This window comes from Pseudomonas sp. Irchel 3H7 (genome assembly GCF_900187605.1).
GTDB lineage: Bacteria > Pseudomonadota > Gammaproteobacteria > Pseudomonadales > Pseudomonadaceae > Aquipseudomonas.
On record NZ_FYEA01000006.1, the window covers coordinates 339,386 to 355,287 of the forward strand.

General features: G+C 59.2%; 16 protein-coding genes. 5 read left to right on the forward strand and 11 right to left on the reverse strand.

All coding sequences use genetic code 11. From position 1 onward, the window contains the following. Positions 1-67 precede the first annotated feature (67 nt). Both moaB and glp read left to right on the forward strand, forming a co-directional pair. On the forward strand, positions 68-607 hold the full coding sequence (gene moaB / locus CKW38_RS13985; RefSeq protein WP_007908664.1) for a molybdenum cofactor biosynthesis protein B: 540 nt from the start codon (positions 68-70) through the stop codon (positions 605-607). Continuing rightward, positions 591-1,817 carry a gephyrin-like molybdotransferase Glp gene (glp, locus tag CKW38_RS13990; RefSeq protein WP_095113040.1) on the forward strand — a complete coding sequence of 409 codons (1,227 nt, stop codon included), beginning with the start codon at positions 591-593 and terminating at the stop codon, positions 1,815-1,817. Before moaB ends, glp begins: the two co-directional genes overlap by 17 nt. A 58-nt stretch (positions 1,818-1,875) precedes the next feature. Here glp and CKW38_RS30195 read toward each other — a convergent pair whose 3' ends face one another. Then, complete coding sequence (locus tag CKW38_RS30195; protein ID WP_176472330.1) at positions 1,876-2,184, reverse strand: hypothetical protein; 309 nt, start codon at positions 2,182-2,184, stop codon at positions 1,876-1,878. Between the two features lie 313 nt (positions 2,185-2,497). Between CKW38_RS30195 and yegS the strand changes: the two genes are divergently transcribed. Next, positions 2,498-3,415, forward strand: a complete 918-nt coding sequence (yegS, locus tag CKW38_RS14000) for a lipid kinase YegS (protein WP_007908672.1) — start codon at positions 2,498-2,500, stop codon at positions 3,413-3,415. On the opposite strand, the gene CKW38_RS14005 is transcribed toward yegS, so the two are convergent. The 3 genes from CKW38_RS14005 to CKW38_RS14015 form a co-directional block, all read right to left on the reverse strand. After that, positions 3,399-4,058: a response regulator transcription factor gene (locus CKW38_RS14005; RefSeq protein ID WP_007949957.1), complete on the reverse strand. Its 660-nt coding sequence runs from the start codon at positions 4,056-4,058 to the stop codon at positions 3,399-3,401. The genes yegS and CKW38_RS14005 overlap by 17 nt on opposite strands. Next, positions 4,055-4,948 carry a sensor histidine kinase gene (locus CKW38_RS14010; RefSeq protein ID WP_007908674.1) on the reverse strand — a complete coding sequence of 298 codons (894 nt, stop codon included), beginning with the start codon at positions 4,946-4,948 and terminating at the stop codon, positions 4,055-4,057. The genes CKW38_RS14005 and CKW38_RS14010 overlap by 4 nt, the downstream gene beginning before the upstream one ends. 485 nt (positions 4,949-5,433) lie before the next feature. After that, positions 5,434-5,901, reverse strand: a complete 468-nt coding sequence (locus tag CKW38_RS14015) for a hypothetical protein (protein WP_007908675.1) — start codon at positions 5,899-5,901, stop codon at positions 5,434-5,436. Between the two features lie 453 nt (positions 5,902-6,354). Here CKW38_RS14015 and CKW38_RS14020 point away from each other — a divergent pair, with 453 nt between their 5' ends. Beyond that, on the forward strand, positions 6,355-7,290 hold the full coding sequence (locus CKW38_RS14020; protein ID WP_095113041.1) for a chemotaxis protein CheV: 936 nt from the start codon (positions 6,355-6,357) through the stop codon (positions 7,288-7,290). A 167-nt stretch (positions 7,291-7,457) separates the two neighbouring features. After that, positions 7,458-8,264: an MOSC domain-containing protein gene (locus CKW38_RS14025; protein WP_095113042.1), complete on the forward strand. Its 807-nt coding sequence runs from the start codon at positions 7,458-7,460 to the stop codon at positions 8,262-8,264. Positions 8,265-8,336: 72 nt separating this feature from the next. Here the strand turns inward: CKW38_RS14025 and CKW38_RS14030 are convergent, their stop codons facing one another. The 7 genes from CKW38_RS14030 to CKW38_RS14060 all read right to left on the reverse strand — a co-directional run bounded on the left by CKW38_RS14030 (position 8,337) and on the right by CKW38_RS14060 (position 15,891). Then, complete coding sequence (locus CKW38_RS14030; RefSeq protein ID WP_003226701.1) at positions 8,337-8,621, reverse strand: pyrimidine/purine nucleoside phosphorylase; 285 nt, start codon at positions 8,619-8,621, stop codon at positions 8,337-8,339. A gap of 105 nt (positions 8,622-8,726) precedes the next feature. Then, positions 8,727-9,269 carry an exonuclease domain-containing protein gene (locus tag CKW38_RS14035; RefSeq protein ID WP_007908678.1) on the reverse strand — a complete coding sequence of 181 codons (543 nt, stop codon included), beginning with the start codon at positions 9,267-9,269 and terminating at the stop codon, positions 8,727-8,729. Positions 9,270-9,339: 70 nt separating this feature from the next. Next, positions 9,340-11,301, reverse strand: a complete 1,962-nt coding sequence (locus CKW38_RS14040; RefSeq protein ID WP_095113043.1) for an acetyl/propionyl/methylcrotonyl-CoA carboxylase subunit alpha — start codon at positions 11,299-11,301, stop codon at positions 9,340-9,342. A 118-nt stretch (positions 11,302-11,419) separates the two neighbouring features. Next, positions 11,420-12,217: an enoyl-CoA hydratase/isomerase family protein gene (locus CKW38_RS14045; protein ID WP_095113044.1), complete on the reverse strand. Its 798-nt coding sequence runs from the start codon at positions 12,215-12,217 to the stop codon at positions 11,420-11,422. Next, complete coding sequence (gene atuD, locus CKW38_RS14050) at positions 12,214-13,371, reverse strand: citronellyl-CoA dehydrogenase (RefSeq protein WP_007908685.1); 1,158 nt, start codon at positions 13,369-13,371, stop codon at positions 12,214-12,216. The genes CKW38_RS14045 and atuD overlap by 4 nt, the downstream gene beginning before the upstream one ends. A gap of 30 nt (positions 13,372-13,401) precedes the next feature. After that, the gene (gene atuC / locus CKW38_RS14055) at positions 13,402-15,018 is read right to left on the reverse strand and encodes a geranyl-CoA carboxylase subunit beta (protein ID WP_095113045.1); all 1,617 of its coding nucleotides are present in this window, start codon (positions 15,016-15,018) and stop codon (positions 13,402-13,404) included. Positions 15,019-15,021: 3 nt separating this feature from the next. Beyond that, positions 15,022-15,891, reverse strand: a complete 870-nt coding sequence (locus CKW38_RS14060; protein WP_007908689.1) for an SDR family oxidoreductase — start codon at positions 15,889-15,891, stop codon at positions 15,022-15,024. Between the last annotated feature and the right edge of the window lie 11 nt (positions 15,892-15,902).

A 15,902-nucleotide genomic window follows, 5' to 3' on the forward strand; every position in this document is an offset into this window, starting at 1 on the left:
GGGGCGGCGAAAAAATGAGGCGCTGTGATATAACACCGGGCTGTTTCTCCTACAACTGGACGAGCCTATGAAAGCCAAGGCTGATGTACCTTTCGTGCCGCTCAATATTGCGGTGCTGACTGTCAGTGACACTCGAACACTGGAAACCGACACCTCAGGTCAGGTCTTCGTCGACCGTTTGACGGCGGCAGGCCATTTTCTGGCGCAGCGGGTGTTGCTCAAAGATGACCTCTACAAAATTCGTGCGCAAGTCGCCACCTGGATTGCCGACGATGTCGTACAGGTCGTGCTGATCACCGGCGGGACCGGATTCACTGGCCGCGACAGTACTCCTGAAGCAGTTGCCTGCCTGCTCGACAAACAGGTCGACGGGTTTGGTGAGTTGTTCCGGCAGATTTCGGTAGCCGATATCGGTACCTCCACGGTGCAGTCCCGTGCGCTGGCCGGTCTGGCCAATGGCACGCTGGTTTGCTGCTTGCCGGGTTCGACCAACGCCGTACGCACCGGTTGGGATGGCATCCTGGGCGAGCAGTTGGACGCGCGTCACCGTCCGTGCAATTTCGTGACTCACTTGAAGCAGGCGGCGCCTTGTGAATCCCGTGGGTAAGCCGGGCAAGACCGGGGCATTGATGCCGGTTGAGTTGGCGCTGGCGCGTTTGCTCGAGATGGCCGAAGCCTCGCCAATTGCAGAGCATGAAGACTTGCCGTTGGCTCAGGTTCAGGGACGTGTGCTGAGCGAAGATCTGATTTCGACGCTGGATCTGCCGCCTTGGCCTAACAGTGCCATGGACGGATATGCGTTGAACCTGGCGGACTGGACTGGCGAACCCATGCCGGTCAGTCAGAAAGTGTTCGCCGGGCAATCCCCGGAGCCTTTGAAACCGGGCTCCTGTGCACGGATTTTCACCGGCGCTCCAGTGCCCGCGGGCGCTGACTGCGTGGAAATGCAGGAAAACGCTGAGGTTCAAGCTGATGAAACGGTGCGCTTCCTCGAGCCGATGAAGACCGGGCAGAACATCCGTCCACAAGGCCAGGAAACCACCGTCGGTGAGCTGATCCTGCCTGCCGGAACCCGCTTGGGTCCGATAGAGCAGGGACTGGCTGCGTCGTTGGGGTGTGCCGGGTTGAAGGTCGTGCGCAAGGTTCGCGTTGCGGTGATCTCCACGGGTGATGAATTGGTCGAGCCGGGCCAGGCATTGGGGCCGGGTCAGATTTACAACAGCAATCGGGTGTTGCTATGCAGTTGGCTGCAACGTCTGGGCTGTGAGGTGATCGATGCCGGTATTCTTCCGGATAATCTGGCCACTACCCGTGCCCGTCTGGGGGAGTTGCAGGATGTTGATCTGATCCTTTCCACGGGGGGCGTGTCGGTAGGTGAGGCGGATTTTCTGGGTGTCGCCTTGCGAGAAGAGGGCGAGCTTGCCCTTTGGAAGCTGGCGATCAAACCTGGAAAACCGCTGACATTTGGCCATTTCCGCAATGTACCGGTCATTGGTTTGCCAGGAAATCCGGCATCGACGCTGGTGACCTTTGCGCTACTCACTCGGCCATATCTGTTGCGCCGTCAGGGCGTGCAGGACGTCGAGCCGCTGAAGTTCAGCGTGCCAGCGGGTTTTGACTGGCCGGTGGCAGGCAATCGGCGTGAGTACCTTAGAGGCCGTCTGGAGCAAGGGCGGGCCACTGTTTATCGCAACCAGAGCTCAGGCGTACTGCGTAGCGCCGCATGGGCAGATGGATTGGTCGAAGTGCTGGAGGGCCGCACACTGAGCGCCGGCGATGAAGTGGTCTTCATTCCGCTGAGTGATCTGCTGGACTGACCGCTGTCTCGCAAATGCAGGCGTCGGCTGTCGTCGGCGCCTGCAATGACTCATTCATTTAATTGCTGATCAGTGTTACAAGCTGGTCGAATCGGCTATTGGCCACCCAACCCAGCAGACCCAGCACTACCGCTGTCGCACCCGCCGAGTAGGCAAGCCGGTGTTTGATTGTTCTGACATCACTGCGGACTTCGTCCATGTCCCGCCGAAGGTACTTGAGATGGGTTTCCAGCTCGGTTACACGAGGTTCCATATCAATTTCTCCAGTGGTTCTGGCGCTGTTTTTGAATTCTGACTTTTGATTCGAGCGACTTTCGACGAGAGGGCCAACCGGGCTCAATGGCACTCTGGCTTCATGACTGGGCATGGAAGCATCCACCGATCGTTTCAACTGTTCGCTTGCAAACTTTTTCAGCTATCGAGCTGGCAAGAGCCTTGGGGGGGTATCCACTCATTACATGCACATCCTTGTGTGTTGGATTGAAGATTGCTACCGCCGGCACACGGTGACCCAATGTCGAAGCCGGGTCAATTAAGCCGATTCCGCATGTTTTGTAAGAAAAAATACCGCTGTGTAGGACGTTTAGGCCAGAAGGCCGAATTAATTACAGGTCTGACGGCTTTTTTGCGGGCGGCAGTGGTCAAGATGTCTCGAACCGATTCGATTAGGGAGTGATGTGATGAGTGAACGCCGGGCACTGTTGATTTTGCATGGCAAGCAGGCACTCAACGAGGCGGTACGCACCGCCGTCGAGGACAAGCGCAAGCAAGGCTGGGAGCTGGCCGTGCGCCTGACGTGGGAGGCAGGGGATGCTCAGCGGTGGGTGGAGCAAGCCTTGGCGGACGGCTACACAAAGATTATCGCCGGTGGTGGAGATGGCACGTTGCGCGACATCGCCGAAGCGCTCGCGGCGCACCCGGGCAAAGCCAGCCTCGTTCTTTTACCCTTGGGCACCGCTAACGACTTTTCCCGCGCCGCCGGTGTGCCATTGGAGCCTGCCGAAGCGCTTGAGCTGCTTGATGTGCCGCCGCGCGACATCGATCTGGGCGAGGTGGGCGGGCAGATTTTCCTCAATATGGCCACGGGTGGTTTCGGCAGTCAGGTCACGGCCAATACTTCCGAGGACCTGAAAAAAGTACTCGGTGGTGCAGCCTATCTGTTCACCGGTTTGTCACGATTCAGCGAGCTGCATGCTGCTTATGGTGAGCTTCAGGGGCCGGACTTTCACTGGAGTGGCGAAATGCTCGCGCTGGGTATCGGCAATGGCCGTCAGGCCGGTGGCGGGCACGTATTGTGCCCGGAAGCGCTGGCCGATGACGGTTTGCTGGATATCAGCATCCTGCCGGCGCCACAGGAGCTGGTCGGCACGTTGAAGACGCTGCTCAGCGATGGTTTCGGCATCGATAACATGTTTGTCCGAGCCCGTTTGCCATGGGTCGAAATCAAAGTGGCCGAGGGGCTCTGCATCAATCTGGATGGCGAACCACTGGAAGGTGAGAGCTTGCGATTTGAGGCGCGTCCGGCAGCGTTGCGCGTGCACTTGCCGGAGCATTCTCCATTGTTGGGCGGCGCCCGCTCGGTCAGTCGTCCAGGCTGATGATCTGTTCGCGCACGGCGAACAGTACCAGGCCCGCTACGTCGTAGATTTGCAGGCGCTTCATGATCTGTGAGCGGTGGGTCTCGACTGTCTTGATGCTCAGCCCCAGGCCATTGGCGATTTCCCGAGTGGATTTCCCCCGCACGATCAAACGCAGGATTTCCAGCTGGCGCGCGGTCAGATTGTGCGAGTCGGCGGCCTCCGGCTGCTGCTTCTGATTACGGGTCAGGGCCTGATTGATCACGGTGTGTGCGATGGCGGGGCTCAGGTAGCGCTCGTTGTTGCGCAAGGCTTCCAGTGCATGTTCGAGCTCGGTAGCGGTCGTGTCCTTGAGCAGATAGCCGTGGGCGCCGGACTCGAGCGCCTGCATGATCAGCGCCGGATCGGTGTGCATCGACAAGATCAGCACCTTGCTCTGCGGACGCACCCGCTTGAGCCGTTGCAGGGCTTCCAGGCCACCGGTTTCTTTCATGGAGATATCCAGCAACACGATATCCGGACTCAGTTGCTCGACCATTTCGAGCAACTGCGAACCGTCATTGGCCTCGCCAATCACCGCGTAACCGGGAATATCCAGCACCAGAGCGCGCACGCCGGCCCTGATCAGCGAGTGGTCATCCACCAGAAGTAAGTTGCAAGTCAACGCATAACCTTATTCGTACTGGCCCGCTCGAGTGCGCGAGGCGCCCAGGGGAAGAGTGCTTCGATTTGAGTGCCTTTACCCGGTTCGCTGATGACGTTCAGGGTGCCACCCAGTTGCTCGATTCGTTCGGCCATCCCGGCCATGCCTCGTTGTCCTTCTCGACCCGGATTGGCCGACGGGGCGAATCCCATACCGTCATCGCTGATCAGCAGCGTCAGCCCTTTAGGCAGACGTTGCACGCGTATCACCAGGTTTTTTGCCTGGGCGTGACGCAGGATATTGGTAACAGCCTCCTGGGTGATGCGAAAGGCGGCGACCGCCATTTCTTCCGGAATACCGTTGAGGCGCTGCTGGCAATCGAGGCTCCAGTGCACGCTGGTGTTGGTCAATGTCTTGAGCAGATGTGCACGCAGACTGGCTTCAAGCCCCAGGCTGGTCAACTGCCGTGGATTGAGAATGGCCGAAACGTCGCGCACTTTGTCGAGGGTTTCTTCCAGGGTGGCGCACAGCACCGTGCATTGCTCCTGCAAGTCATCCGGCAGGCGTCGCTTGAGCCACTCGCTCTGCAGTTTGGCGGCCGTCAGCAATTGGCCGATATCGTCGTGCAATTCGCGGCTGAGGCGATGGCGCTCGTTTTCCTGGACTTCCAGCAAGCGGTCGGCGAGCTCCTGAGGCTGAAATTTGATCGATTTGCGTGACAGTCGATATTGCACCCAGACACATGCGGTAGCGGCGATGTCGAGCAGTAGCAGCCCGAGGCTAAGGGGTGTCGAAAGACCATAGGTCAGCAGGCTGCCGAGGGTGGCCGCGACACACAGTATGAGCGTGAACCGGCGTGCATTTTCCCGGGAAGGTGGCCATGTAGTGATTGACTTGAGACTGGCGTACATAACGGATGGAGCCAATGGATGTTCGCTGCGGGCAGACCGGCCTGAGGCTGGCGGGTCTCTGTCTGAAAATGCTGTCAATTATGTTATTGCTTTCAACGCGGTCCAGTGAATGTATTGACCGCCAACTTCAGTGGACAGCGGTCGCTGAAATCACTGTGCCATTAATTTGAAAGCAACTAATGGGCGGCATAATACCACTTAAGATACCGTTGGTCGCGCTCGCTATATATGTCCATTGAGTCAGGAAATACGTGTTTTGGACGCAAGTTCCATAATGGAAAAAGTCGATTTATTGAGTTCGATAGATGTAGGTGTTACCTGAAGTTGTGCTTCTTAACACACAGGTAAACCCTGAGGTCGGCAGAAAACATGGGTGTCTGTCGTCGGTGATTATTTAATTCGATTTTGTCGCTGGCAGGTATGAAGTATTCAATTACGACATTCAACGTTTCGCTGCAAGCGCCTGCGTGGATACAGCGTGTTGATCAGGCTTGTCCCGAGTAGGGCAATTGAGGCAAACGTTTGCCCGTCAGTGGCGGCTTGAGCTGGCTTTGACCAACCTGGAATGCGAAAGCTTCGATCAGCGAAGTCTGTTCACTTTCATCCAGACTCAGTTGCCCGGTCTGTTGATCGACCAGTTCAAGCTGCCAGGCCATCAACGTGAAGCAATCCTGCAACGCGACCAGGGCCTCTTCGTGAAGGTCGACGCGATCCTGGGTCAGGTTGAGCAGGCTGTAAATATGCAGAGAGAACTCGGAAATTGCCTCCAGCGCCAGGGCTTCAGCCCTGCGTGCGAGTTTCAGGAGGGTATTGAGCATGCACTCGATAGCGTCCTTGTCATTGCTGATCAGTTGCAGATGGCTGAGGCATTCTTCGGACTTGGCCAAGAGTTGTTCGGCCTCGACAAGGAATTCGGGGAAGCGTTGTACCCACTCTTTGCGGTCCATTGGCATGCTTATCTCCACCACGTCATGTCTCATGAGGGAATGCCGTGTGTGGCGACGATCATGAATCGTCGGGAGATCGCGCCCAGACGTGCAGGTGCACTGGCTGAGGGGTTCCAGAGGGGTTGTTTCCACTGAACTGCGATCGCACACAATAGCCTGACTCCGTTCATGCAATGAGAATGGCGTCACATTAATGGCTATTGGATATTGCGAATATCAGGTTGGGCCTGATTGTTACTAGGGGAATCCCTTAGACACGGGAACCTACGGTGCAAACCGAGGTCGCGCCGCAGAGAATGTAGCAGATGAAAATCACCGGGCCAGTAAAGCATGATGTTAATGTGACATCAATGCCTGATCATGGCATTTTTGACGGGTCGGGTTTGGCAATCAAGAACTGCCATTTGCCGCCGATAACCTCACATAGTGAATTCATCAGAACAAGCCCAGGAGTCATTGATGGCCGGCATTCTCGACACGGTAGACCAACGCACGCAACTGGTGGGTGAGAATCGCCTGGAAATTCTCATGTTTCGACTGGCCGGGCGCCAGTTGTTCGCGATTAACGTGTTCAAGGTCCAGGAAGTGCTGCAACTGCCGAAACTGACTTTGATGCCGCAGCGTCATCCGTTTGTGTGCGGGGTGGTCAATCTGCGCGGTCAGACCTTGCCGGTGATTGATCTGTCGCAGGCAATCGGCATGCGTCCATTGGTGCCTGGCCCAAACAGCACCATCATCGTCACCGAGTACAACCGTTCGGTGCAGGCATTCCTTGTGGGCGGTGTGGACCGCATCGTCAACATGAACTGGGAAGCCATTCTGCCGCCGCCGACCAGCGCCGGGCGTCAGCACTATCTGACTGCGATCAGCAAGGTCGACGATCAACTGGTGGAAATCATCGACGTCGAGAAAGTCCTCGCCGAAATCGTCCCTTACAACGCCAAGGTCTCGCGTGAAAAACTCGAAGATCCGGTGCTGGAGCGCGCCCGTGGCCGTGAAGTACTGCTGGTGGACGACTCCAACGTGGCTCTCTCGCAATTGCGCGACACCCTCGGCCAGCTCGGCGTGAAGATGCACATTGCCAGCGATGGTCTGAAAGCCCTGAACATGCTCAAGGCCTGGGCCGATACTGGCGTGAGCATGACCGACAAACTGCTGATGATCTTCACCGATGCGGAAATGCCGGAAATGGACGGTTATCGCTTGACCACCGAAATTCGCAATGACCCGCGTCTGCGTGGCTTGTACGTGGTGTTGCACACCTCGCTGTCCGGCAGTTTCAACGACTCGATGGTGAAGAAGGTCGGCTGCGACAACTTCCTCTCCAAGTTCCAGCCGGACAAGCTGGTCGACGTGGTGCGCCAGCGTCTGATGCTCGACGAAGTCCCGGCCTGATCACACACCCATTGTAGGAGTGAGCCTGCTCGCGGAAGCGGTGTGTCAGCCCCCAATCATTACCTGACACATCGCTATCGCGAGCAGGCTCACTCCTGCAGTCATTGCTCTTTGATTCCTGATCAAGCTCGTATAGGGTGGCGTTTTTATCCTCCAGGGAGCTGGCCATGCTGCGTCTGAGCGCGCTTTATCGTTACCCGTTGAAATCCGGCAAAGTCGATGTGCTGCAACGCGTCGACCTCGACAAGCTGGGGCTTGATGGCGACCGACGCTGGATGCTCGTGGACGAAGCCAGCGGCCGCTTTCTGACCCAGCGCGCCGAAGCGAAGATGAGTCAGTTGTCGGCCCTGTGGAATGCGCAGGGCGGTCTGACCCTGAGCGCACCTGAACAGTCCTCCATCGAAATCGCCTTGCCGGGCAACGACGCCGAACTGCGCGGTGTGACGATCTGGCGCGACACCTTGCGCGTGCCGGATGCCGGTGATGAGGCCGCGCGCTGGGTCAGCGATTTCATCGGCAAGCCGACCCGGCTGGTGCAGGTGCCGCTGGATCGCGCTCGCACCACCCAGGCGGGCTATGGCAACGATGAGGATCAGGTCGCGTTCGCCGATGGATTTCCTCTGCTGTTGATTGGTGAGGCATCCCTGCAGGATCTATCGCAAAAGGTCGGACGACCGCTGGAAATGCTGCGTTTTCGGCCTAACCTGGTGATCGAAGGCAGCGAGGCGTATGCCGAAGATGGCTGTAAGCGCATACGCATTGGCGAAGTCGAGTTCCGTGTGGTCAAGCCGTGTTCGCGCTGCATTCTCACCACCATCGACCCGCAAACCGGTGAGCGCAGTGCCGATCGCGAGCCGCTGGCAACCTTGCAGAAGTATCGCGCTCAAGCCGATGGTGCGATGTTCGGGCAGAATCTGGTGAATGACAGCAATGGTCGACTCGAAGTCGGCATGCCGGTGGAGATTCTCGAGTAGTCCGTCACTGCAACGAAAAATGCCCGTGTCCTTGGACACGGGCATTTTTGTTGGTGCGGTGAAACCGTTGCTTTAGCCGCGGTATTCGCACAGGTAAGCGGTGTCGACCGCGACCTTGAGCTGGAACTTGCTGTTGGCCGGAACGTTGAACTGGCTGCCGGCGGCGAAGGTTTCCCAGTCGCTGCTGTCGGGCAGTTTGACGGTCAATGCGCCGGACACCACATGCATGATTTCACGCTGAGCGGTGCCGAACTCGTATTCGCCCGGGGCCATGACGCCGATGGTCGCCGGACCTTCAGCGGTGCCAAAGGCGATCGACTTGACGGTGCCGTCGAAGTACTCGTTGACTTTAAACATGGGCGATTCCTCGAAAAGGGTTAAAAAATGGAGGCGGCCAGTATGCACAAGGCTTTTCGCGCCGTCACCTGCCCGGCTTCTGTCTGGTGAGTTCTCGAATTCACCCTAGAGTGGCAAGACCAGTGGCAACAACCGTGCGGTGTTGCGCGCATCCTCCAGCGCCCGATGCTGCTGACCACTGAACTGCATGCCAGCCAGTTGCAGCGCACCGTTGAGGCCCAACGGCCGCTCCAGGCGTCGGGCCTTGGCGAAGCGTTGTTTGAGGTTCATGTGCGGCACCTTGCTCAATCCACTGTCGATTTGCAGACGCTGCCATTCCTGCAACAACTGCTTGCGGTCGTAATCGCCCCAGCTGGCCCAGCCTTCGAGGCGCGTCTGATGCTGCGCGAGCCAGCGTTCGAACGCCGGCCAGACTTCAGTCAACGGCTGCGCCGTGTCGATATTGGCCTGGGTGATGTGCGTCAGTTCACGACAAAAAGGTGTGAGCAACGGCCGCCGCGTCGGTTTGACGAAGCGCTGGAAGTGATCCTGCTCGCGCCCGGCACGATCGACCAGTGTGGCGCCGATCTCGATAATTTCCATTTCGGTGACCGGCCAGCCACCCTCATCGGTGGTGGCTTCCAGATCTATGACCAGCCAGTGAGGCATCGCAGGGTTCCTGATTTCCGCGTTCTGATAACTCAGAGCGTAGTCAAAACCCGCATGCGTGTGTGGGCGACTACTCGACCTGCAACAGAACCTGACGATTTTTTACCTGATCGCCGACCTTGACCTGCACCCGCTTGAGCACGCCGTCGATGCCGGCCTTGAGCGGGTGCTCCATTTTCATTGCCTCCAGTACCACCAGCAGCTGACCTTTGCTGACCGGGCTGCCTTCGCTGACCAAAACGTCGACGATGGCGCCGTCCATCGGTGCTTTCAAGGTGCCGGAGCTGACGCTGGTCTGACTGTCGATCACGGCATGAGTTCGATCCTCCAGGCGCAGACTGCCGGGATGGCTGAACAGCCAGAGGTGCCCGCTATCCAGTCGATACGCGTGACGCTGGCGCAAACCGTCGATTTCCAGTGTCAGCGACTGCGTGTCCTGGTCGATGAGTTTTAACTCGAGCGCGCGCTCGGCAACCTGCACGGTGAAGGCGCCTTGCGCTTGAGCGAGCAGTTGCACTGTCCAGTTCTGATCATCAAGCCCGAGTCGATAATGCAGCGGCACACTGGCGTTGTTGCGCCAGCCGGTGAGTGGCGCGCGGTGGGCGAGGGCGCTTGCTTGATAGAACAGCATCGCCGCAATCGCCAGTTCCTCGGCATCCGCAATGTAACGGTGCAAACAAGGGTGTTCGCTGAAGTGCCGGGCAATAAACGCGGTACTGAATTCGCCACTGATGAACTGCGGATGTTGCAACAGGCTGACGAGCAGGCGCTGATTGCTTTGCACCCCGAGCAGCACCGTGTCTTGCACCGCGCGCAACAGTTTGCGCCGGGCCTCTTCGCGGGTGGCGCCGTGGGCGATCAGTTTGCCGAGCATCGGGTCGTAGAACGGGCTGACCGCTTGCCCTTCAAGCAAGCCATGATCGATTCGCGCGCCGTGTTGCAGCGCCGGCTCCCAGGCCTCTACTCGACCGGTTTGCGGGAGGAAGTCTTGCGCGGGATCTTCGGCGTAAAGCCGCACTTCCATGGCATGTCCGTTGAGCAGGATCTGGTCCTGGGTCAGCGGCAACGGCTGACCTTCGGCAACCAATATTTGCCACGCCACCAGATCCAGTCCGGTGATCAATTCAGTCACCGGGTGTTCCACTTGCAAACGCGTGTTCATCTCCAGAAAGTAAAACTGCCCACGCGCATCGAGCAAGAATTCCACCGTGCCAGCACCGACGTAATTCACCGAGCGGCCAGCCTTGAGCGCCGCTTCACCCATGGCTTGACGCAGCTCAGCGGTCATCACCGGGCAAGGTGCTTCTTCGATGACTTTCTGGTGGCGACGCTGAATCGAACAGTCGCGCTCGCCAAGGTAGATCAGGTTGCCGTGTTGGTCGCCGAACAGTTGCACTTCGACGTGCCGTGGTTCGATCAACGCCTGTTCGAGGATCAATTCGTCGCTACCGAAACCGTTCAATGCTTCGGAGCGCGCGGTACGCAGTTGCGCTGGCAAATCAGCGGCGTCGTGCACCTGACGCATGCCGCGTCCGCCACCGCCGGCGCTGGCCTTTATCATCAGTGGAAAACCGATGCGTTCGGCCTCGCGCAGCAACGTTGCGTCATCCTGTTCAGCGCCCTGATAACCGCCGATGCACGGTACGCCGGCTTCGAGCATGGCGATTTTTGAGCGGCGTTTGCTGCCCATCAGTTCGATGGCTTCGGCGCTGGGACCAATGAAGATCAGCCCGGCCTGTTTGCAGGCGCGGGCGAATTCGGCGTTCTCCGAGAGGAAGCCGTAGCCGGGGTGGATGGCGTCGGCGCCGCTGCGGCGGGCGGCGTCGAGGATGGCCTGGGTGTTCAGGTAGGACTGCTGCACGGGGGCGGGGCCGATGTGTACGGCTTGATCGGCCATTTTCACGTGCAGGGCATCGGCGTCGGCATCGCTGAAGACGGCGACGGTGCGATAGCCGAGGGCTTGCGCGGTGCGCTGGATGCGGCAGGCGATTTCACCGCGGTTGGCGATCAGGATTTTGTGGAATGCAGGCATGGGCTATTTCCTTGGAAAGTTGCATTGCATGTGCTGGCCTCATCGCTGGCAAGCCAGCTCCCACAGGTTTTGTGAGCGACGCAAATCCCCTGTGGGAGCTGGCTTGCCAGCGATGCTTTTAGGTCGCCCACCGCGGTTTCCGCTTTTGCACAAAAGCCATGGTGCCCTCGATCCCTTCGTCGCCAGTCACTGCTTCGCTGAACCACTGCGCGGCCTCATCGAGCAATTCGCTAGACGGCTGACCGGCACTCGCCAACAACAATTTCTTGGTCATCGCATTCGCCTCGGGCGCGCAACACAGCACATGCTGCAACACTTCATCGAGTCGCTCGGCCAGCGCTTGGGCATCCTGCTCGACAAAGTGCACCAGCCCCAGACGCCGTGCCTGATGCCCATCGAAACGCGCCGCCGTCAGCGCCAATCTTCGGGTTTCGGTCAGGCCGATACGTTGCACAACAAACGGCGCAATCTGCGCCGGCAGCAAGCCGAGGCTGGTTTCCGGCAGGCCGAATTGCGCCTGATGGTCGGCAATCGCGATATCACTGACACACGCCAGCCCGAAACCGCCGCCAAGCACCGCGCCTTGCAGCACCGTGATCAGCACTTGCGGCGCGTGCTGTGCTTCCTCCAGCAAGGCACCGAACGCGCGATTCAAATCGCGGTAAGCCTCGGCGCCCTGAGCGCGTGCATTGGCCATGTCCTTGATATCGCCGCCGGCACAGAAATGCCCATCGGCCCCGCTGAGCACCAGTGCCCGAACAGCGCGGTCATCGCACACAGCCGCCAGCACCGCGCGCAGTTCGCTGACCATCTGCAGGCTCATCGCATTGCGACTGTCCGGCCGATTGAGGGTGATGTGCAGCACGCCGCCATGCAGTTCCAGCAACAGCGTCTGACATTGCGGCAGGTTGCTCATTTCTTTTTCCCCGGCAGGATGCCCATCAGTTTGCAGATGATCCCCAGCATGATTTCGTCGGCGCCGCCGCCAATCGATACCAGCCGCACATCGCGGTAGGCGCGGGCCACCGGGTTGTCCCACATGAAGCCCATGCCGCCCCAATATTGCAGACAGCTGTCGCTGACTTCGCGGCCGAGGCGCCCGGCCTTGAGCTTGGCCATCGACGCCAGCCGTGTCACATCCTGACCTTTCACGTATTGCTCGGTCGCCTGATAGACCAGCGCGCGCAGGCATTCGATTTCGGTCTGCAATTCGGCGAGGCGGAAGTGAATGACCTGGTTGTCGATCAGCGCATTGCCGAAGGTCTTGCGCTCCTTGCAGTACTCGATGGTGCTGTCGACGCAATATTCCAGGCCCTTGATCATGTTCGCCGCACCGAACAGACGTTCTTCCTGAAACTGCAGCATCTGCATCATGAACCCGGCGCCTTCATGGCCGATGCGATTGCGCTGGGGCACGCGTACGTTGTCGAAAAACACCTGTGCGGTTTCCGAACTGCGCATGCCGAGTTTGTCGAGGTGCGAACTGAGGCTGATCCCCGGCGTGTTCATCGGCACCATGATCAGCGACTTGTTGATGTGCGGTTTGTCGTCCGAAGTGTTGGCCAGCAGGCAGATGAAATCGGCGCTCGGCGAGTTGGTGATCCACATTTTGCTGCCGTTGATCACATAGTCGTCGCCGTCCTTGCGCGCGGTGGTTTTCAGCCCGGCGACGTCGGAGCCGGCGCCGACTTCAGAGACACCGATGCAGCCGACCTGCTCACCAGTGATCGCCGGACGCAGGAACTCTTCGCGCAGTTCATCAGAGCCGAAGCGGGCGAGGGCGGGGGTGCACATGTCGGTCTGCACGCCGATCGACATCGGAATGCCGCCGCAGTGAATGGTGCCGAACTCTTCGGCAGCGACAATCGAATAGCTGTAGTCGAGGCCCATGCCGCCGAATTTTTCCGGCTTGGAAATACCGAGCAAACCGAGGTCGCCGGCCTTGCGGAAAATTTCGTGAATGGGAAAGCGTCCGGCCTTTTCCCATTCATCGACGTGCGGATTGATCTCGTGCTCGACGAACTGGCGGACGGTACGGCGCAGGGCTTCGTGTTCCGGGGTGAAGATCATTGTTATTGTTCTCCGTAAGATCCGTGGCGGTCAGAACCGGCTGACGCCGAAGCTGTTGGGTTGCAACGTGCGAATGTCGGCTTCGTGACAGATATCGAGCAAATAACCGAGCAGGGTGCGCGTGTCGCGCGGATCGATCAGCCCGTCGTCCCACAGGTTGGCGCTGCCATAAAGCGCGGTGGACTGGCTGTCGAGTTTCTGCGCGGTGACCTGTTCGAGCATGTCGAGCATCTTCGGGTCCGGCGTCAAGCCGTCCTTGAGCTGTTTGGCTTCGGTAACGATGCGCAACACCTTGCCGGCCTGCGCACCGCCCATCACCGCCGTGCGGCTGTTCGGCCAGGCGAAGATGAAGCGCGGGTCGAGGCCGCGGCCGCACATCGCATAGTTGCCGGCACCGTAGGAACCGCCGACGACGATGGTCAGTTTAGGCACCCTTGCATTGGCCACCGCTTGAATCAGTTTCGAGCCGTGTTTGATCACGCCTTGCTGCTCGGATTCGGTGCCGACCATGAAGCCGGTGGTGTTGTGGAAAAACAGCAGCGGGGTCTGGCTCTGGTCGCACAACTGGATGAACTGCGCTGCTTTGCTTGCACCGTTCGGGGTGATCGGGCCGTTGTTGCCAATGAACCCGCAGGCGCGGCCCTGAATCTTCAATTGGCCGCAGATGGTTTGCTGATCGAACTCGCCCTTGAATTCGACGAAGCAGGATTCATCGGCGATGCGCGCGATGATTTCGCGCACGTCGTAAGGCTTTTTCGGATCATCGGGGATCAGCCCGAGCAATTCATCGATCGGGTAAAGCGGCTCTTTGTATTGCGGCTCCGGCAGCCACGGCAGCTGCTCGTTCCATGGCAGCATACGGAGGATTTCACGCACCTGACGCACGCCATCGGCATCGTTTTCCGCGAGGTATTCAGCCGTGCCGGCGACTTGCGCGTGCATCTCGGCACCACCCAGTTCTTCATCGGTGGCGACTTCGCCGGTGGCGGCTCTGAGCAACGGCGGGCCGGCCAAAAACAGCTTGGCCTTGCCGCGCACCACCACCACGTAATCCGACAGCCCCGGCTGATAGGCGCCGCCCGCCGTCGCCGAGCCGTGCACCACAGTGATCTGCGGCAAGCCCATTGCCGACATCCGCGCCTGATTGGCAAAACTGCGCGCGCCTTCGACGAAAATCTCGGCGGCGTAATTGAGGTTGGCGCCACCGCTCTCGGCGAGGGTGATCACCGGCAGTTTGTTTTCCTGAGCGATCTGTTGCAGGCGCAGGGATTTTTTCAGGCCGCTGGGCGAGATCGTGCCGCCCTTGATCGCGCTGTTGTTCGCCACGATCATCGCGCGGATGCCGCAGACGTAACCGATACCGGCGATCAGCCCGCCACCGGCCGAACTGCCATCCTTGTCGTCATGCAATTTGTAGCCGGCGAGGCTGGCCAGTTCGAGGAATGGCGCACCGGGATCAAGCAACAGGTTCAGGCGCTCGCGGGGCAGCAGTTGCCCGCGCTTGTCGAATTTCGCTTTGGCTTCGGCGGCTTTGTTCAGCAGGTTCTGTTCGAGTTGCTGCACTTGTTCTATGGCCGTAAGCATGGCCGCACGGTTGCGGGCGAACGCTTCGCTGTGCGGATCGAGTTGGGACTGGATCTGCGGCATGAGCTACTCCTTGTCCTTCAGCACATCGGGCAAGTAGGCCCGGTGAAAGCCGTTGAATGACTCGCTGTGAGTGGCCTTGTGCAGTGGCCATGCACGACTGCCGAGGCTGGCTGCGCCATCGATTTTCAAGGTGCTGCCACTGATGAACGCCGCCGCCGGGCTGAGCAGAAATACAATCGCCGCGCTGACTTCCGATTCGGTGCCGATGCGCTTGAGCGGTACATGTTCACGCAGGGTTGGAATCACCGCTTTGAACGCGCCTTCGTAAGTGTCCATACCGCTGGAGGCGATCCAGCCCGGCGCCACCGCGTTGACCCGCACGCCGGCATGACCCCATTCGAACGCGGCGGTTTTGGTGAAGTTGTCCATGCCCGAACGCGCCGCGCCGGAGTGGCCCATGCCGGGCATGCCACCCCACATGTCGGCGAGCATGTTGACGATATTGCCGCCGTGTTTGCTCATCGACTGGTTGAACACTTCGCGAGCCATCAGGAAACCGCCGACCAGATTGGTGCGCAACACGGTTTCGAAACCTTTCTGATTGATCGAGGCCAAGGGCGACGGGTACTGGCCGCCGGCATTGTTGACCAGACCATGGATCGGCCCGTGTTCGGCAATCAGTTCTTTCACCAATTGCTTCACCGCTTCTTCATCGCGTATATCGCAGGCCTTCCAGGATGCGCGGCCACCGTCCTCGGCGATTTCGGTGGCGACTTTTTCGAGCTTCTCCGGCTTGCGCCCGACCAGCAGCACATTGGCCCCGAGCGCTGCCAGTTCATGCGCGGTGCAGCGACCGATGCCGCTGCCGCCGCCGGTAACGATGATGGTCTGGCCGCTGAACAGATCGGCGTTGAAAATCGACGCGTAAGCCATGCAAACCCTCC

Bases quoted from the DNA above. Each gene is read 5' to 3' on its own strand.
- CKW38_RS14020 (WP_095113041.1), top strand. From the start codon at position 6,355: ATGGCCGGCATTCTCGACACGGTAGACCAACGCACGCAACTGGTGGGT.
- atuD (WP_007908685.1), bottom strand. From the start codon at position 13,371: ATGATCTTCACCCCGGAACACGAAGCCCTGCGCCGTACCGTCCGCCAG.
- atuC (WP_095113045.1), bottom strand. From the start codon at position 15,018: ATGCCGCAGATCCAGTCCCAACTCGATCCGCACAGCGAAGCGTTCGCC.
- CKW38_RS14015 (WP_007908675.1), bottom strand. From the start codon at position 5,901: ATGCCAATGGACCGCAAAGAGTGGGTACAACGCTTCCCCGAATTCCTT.
- yegS (WP_007908672.1), top strand. From the start codon at position 2,498: ATGAGTGAACGCCGGGCACTGTTGATTTTGCATGGCAAGCAGGCACTC.
- CKW38_RS14040 (WP_095113043.1), bottom strand. From the start codon at position 11,301: ATGCCTGCATTCCACAAAATCCTGATCGCCAACCGCGGTGAAATCGCC.
- CKW38_RS14035 (WP_007908678.1), bottom strand. From the start codon at position 9,269: ATGCCTCACTGGCTGGTCATAGATCTGGAAGCCACCACCGATGAGGGT.
- CKW38_RS30195 (WP_176472330.1), bottom strand. From the start codon at position 2,184: ATGCCCAGTCATGAAGCCAGAGTGCCATTGAGCCCGGTTGGCCCTCTC.
- CKW38_RS14045 (WP_095113044.1), bottom strand. From the start codon at position 12,217: ATGAGCAACCTGCCGCAATGTCAGACGCTGTTGCTGGAACTGCATGGC.
- CKW38_RS14060 (WP_007908689.1), bottom strand. From the start codon at position 15,891: ATGGCTTACGCGTCGATTTTCAACGCCGATCTGTTCAGCGGCCAGACC.
- moaB (WP_007908664.1), top strand. From the start codon at position 68: ATGAAAGCCAAGGCTGATGTACCTTTCGTGCCGCTCAATATTGCGGTG.
- CKW38_RS14010 (WP_007908674.1), bottom strand. From the start codon at position 4,948: ATGTACGCCAGTCTCAAGTCAATCACTACATGGCCACCTTCCCGGGAA.
- CKW38_RS14030 (WP_003226701.1), bottom strand. From the start codon at position 8,621: ATGTTTAAAGTCAACGAGTACTTCGACGGCACCGTCAAGTCGATCGCC.
- CKW38_RS14025 (WP_095113042.1), top strand. From the start codon at position 7,458: ATGCTGCGTCTGAGCGCGCTTTATCGTTACCCGTTGAAATCCGGCAAA.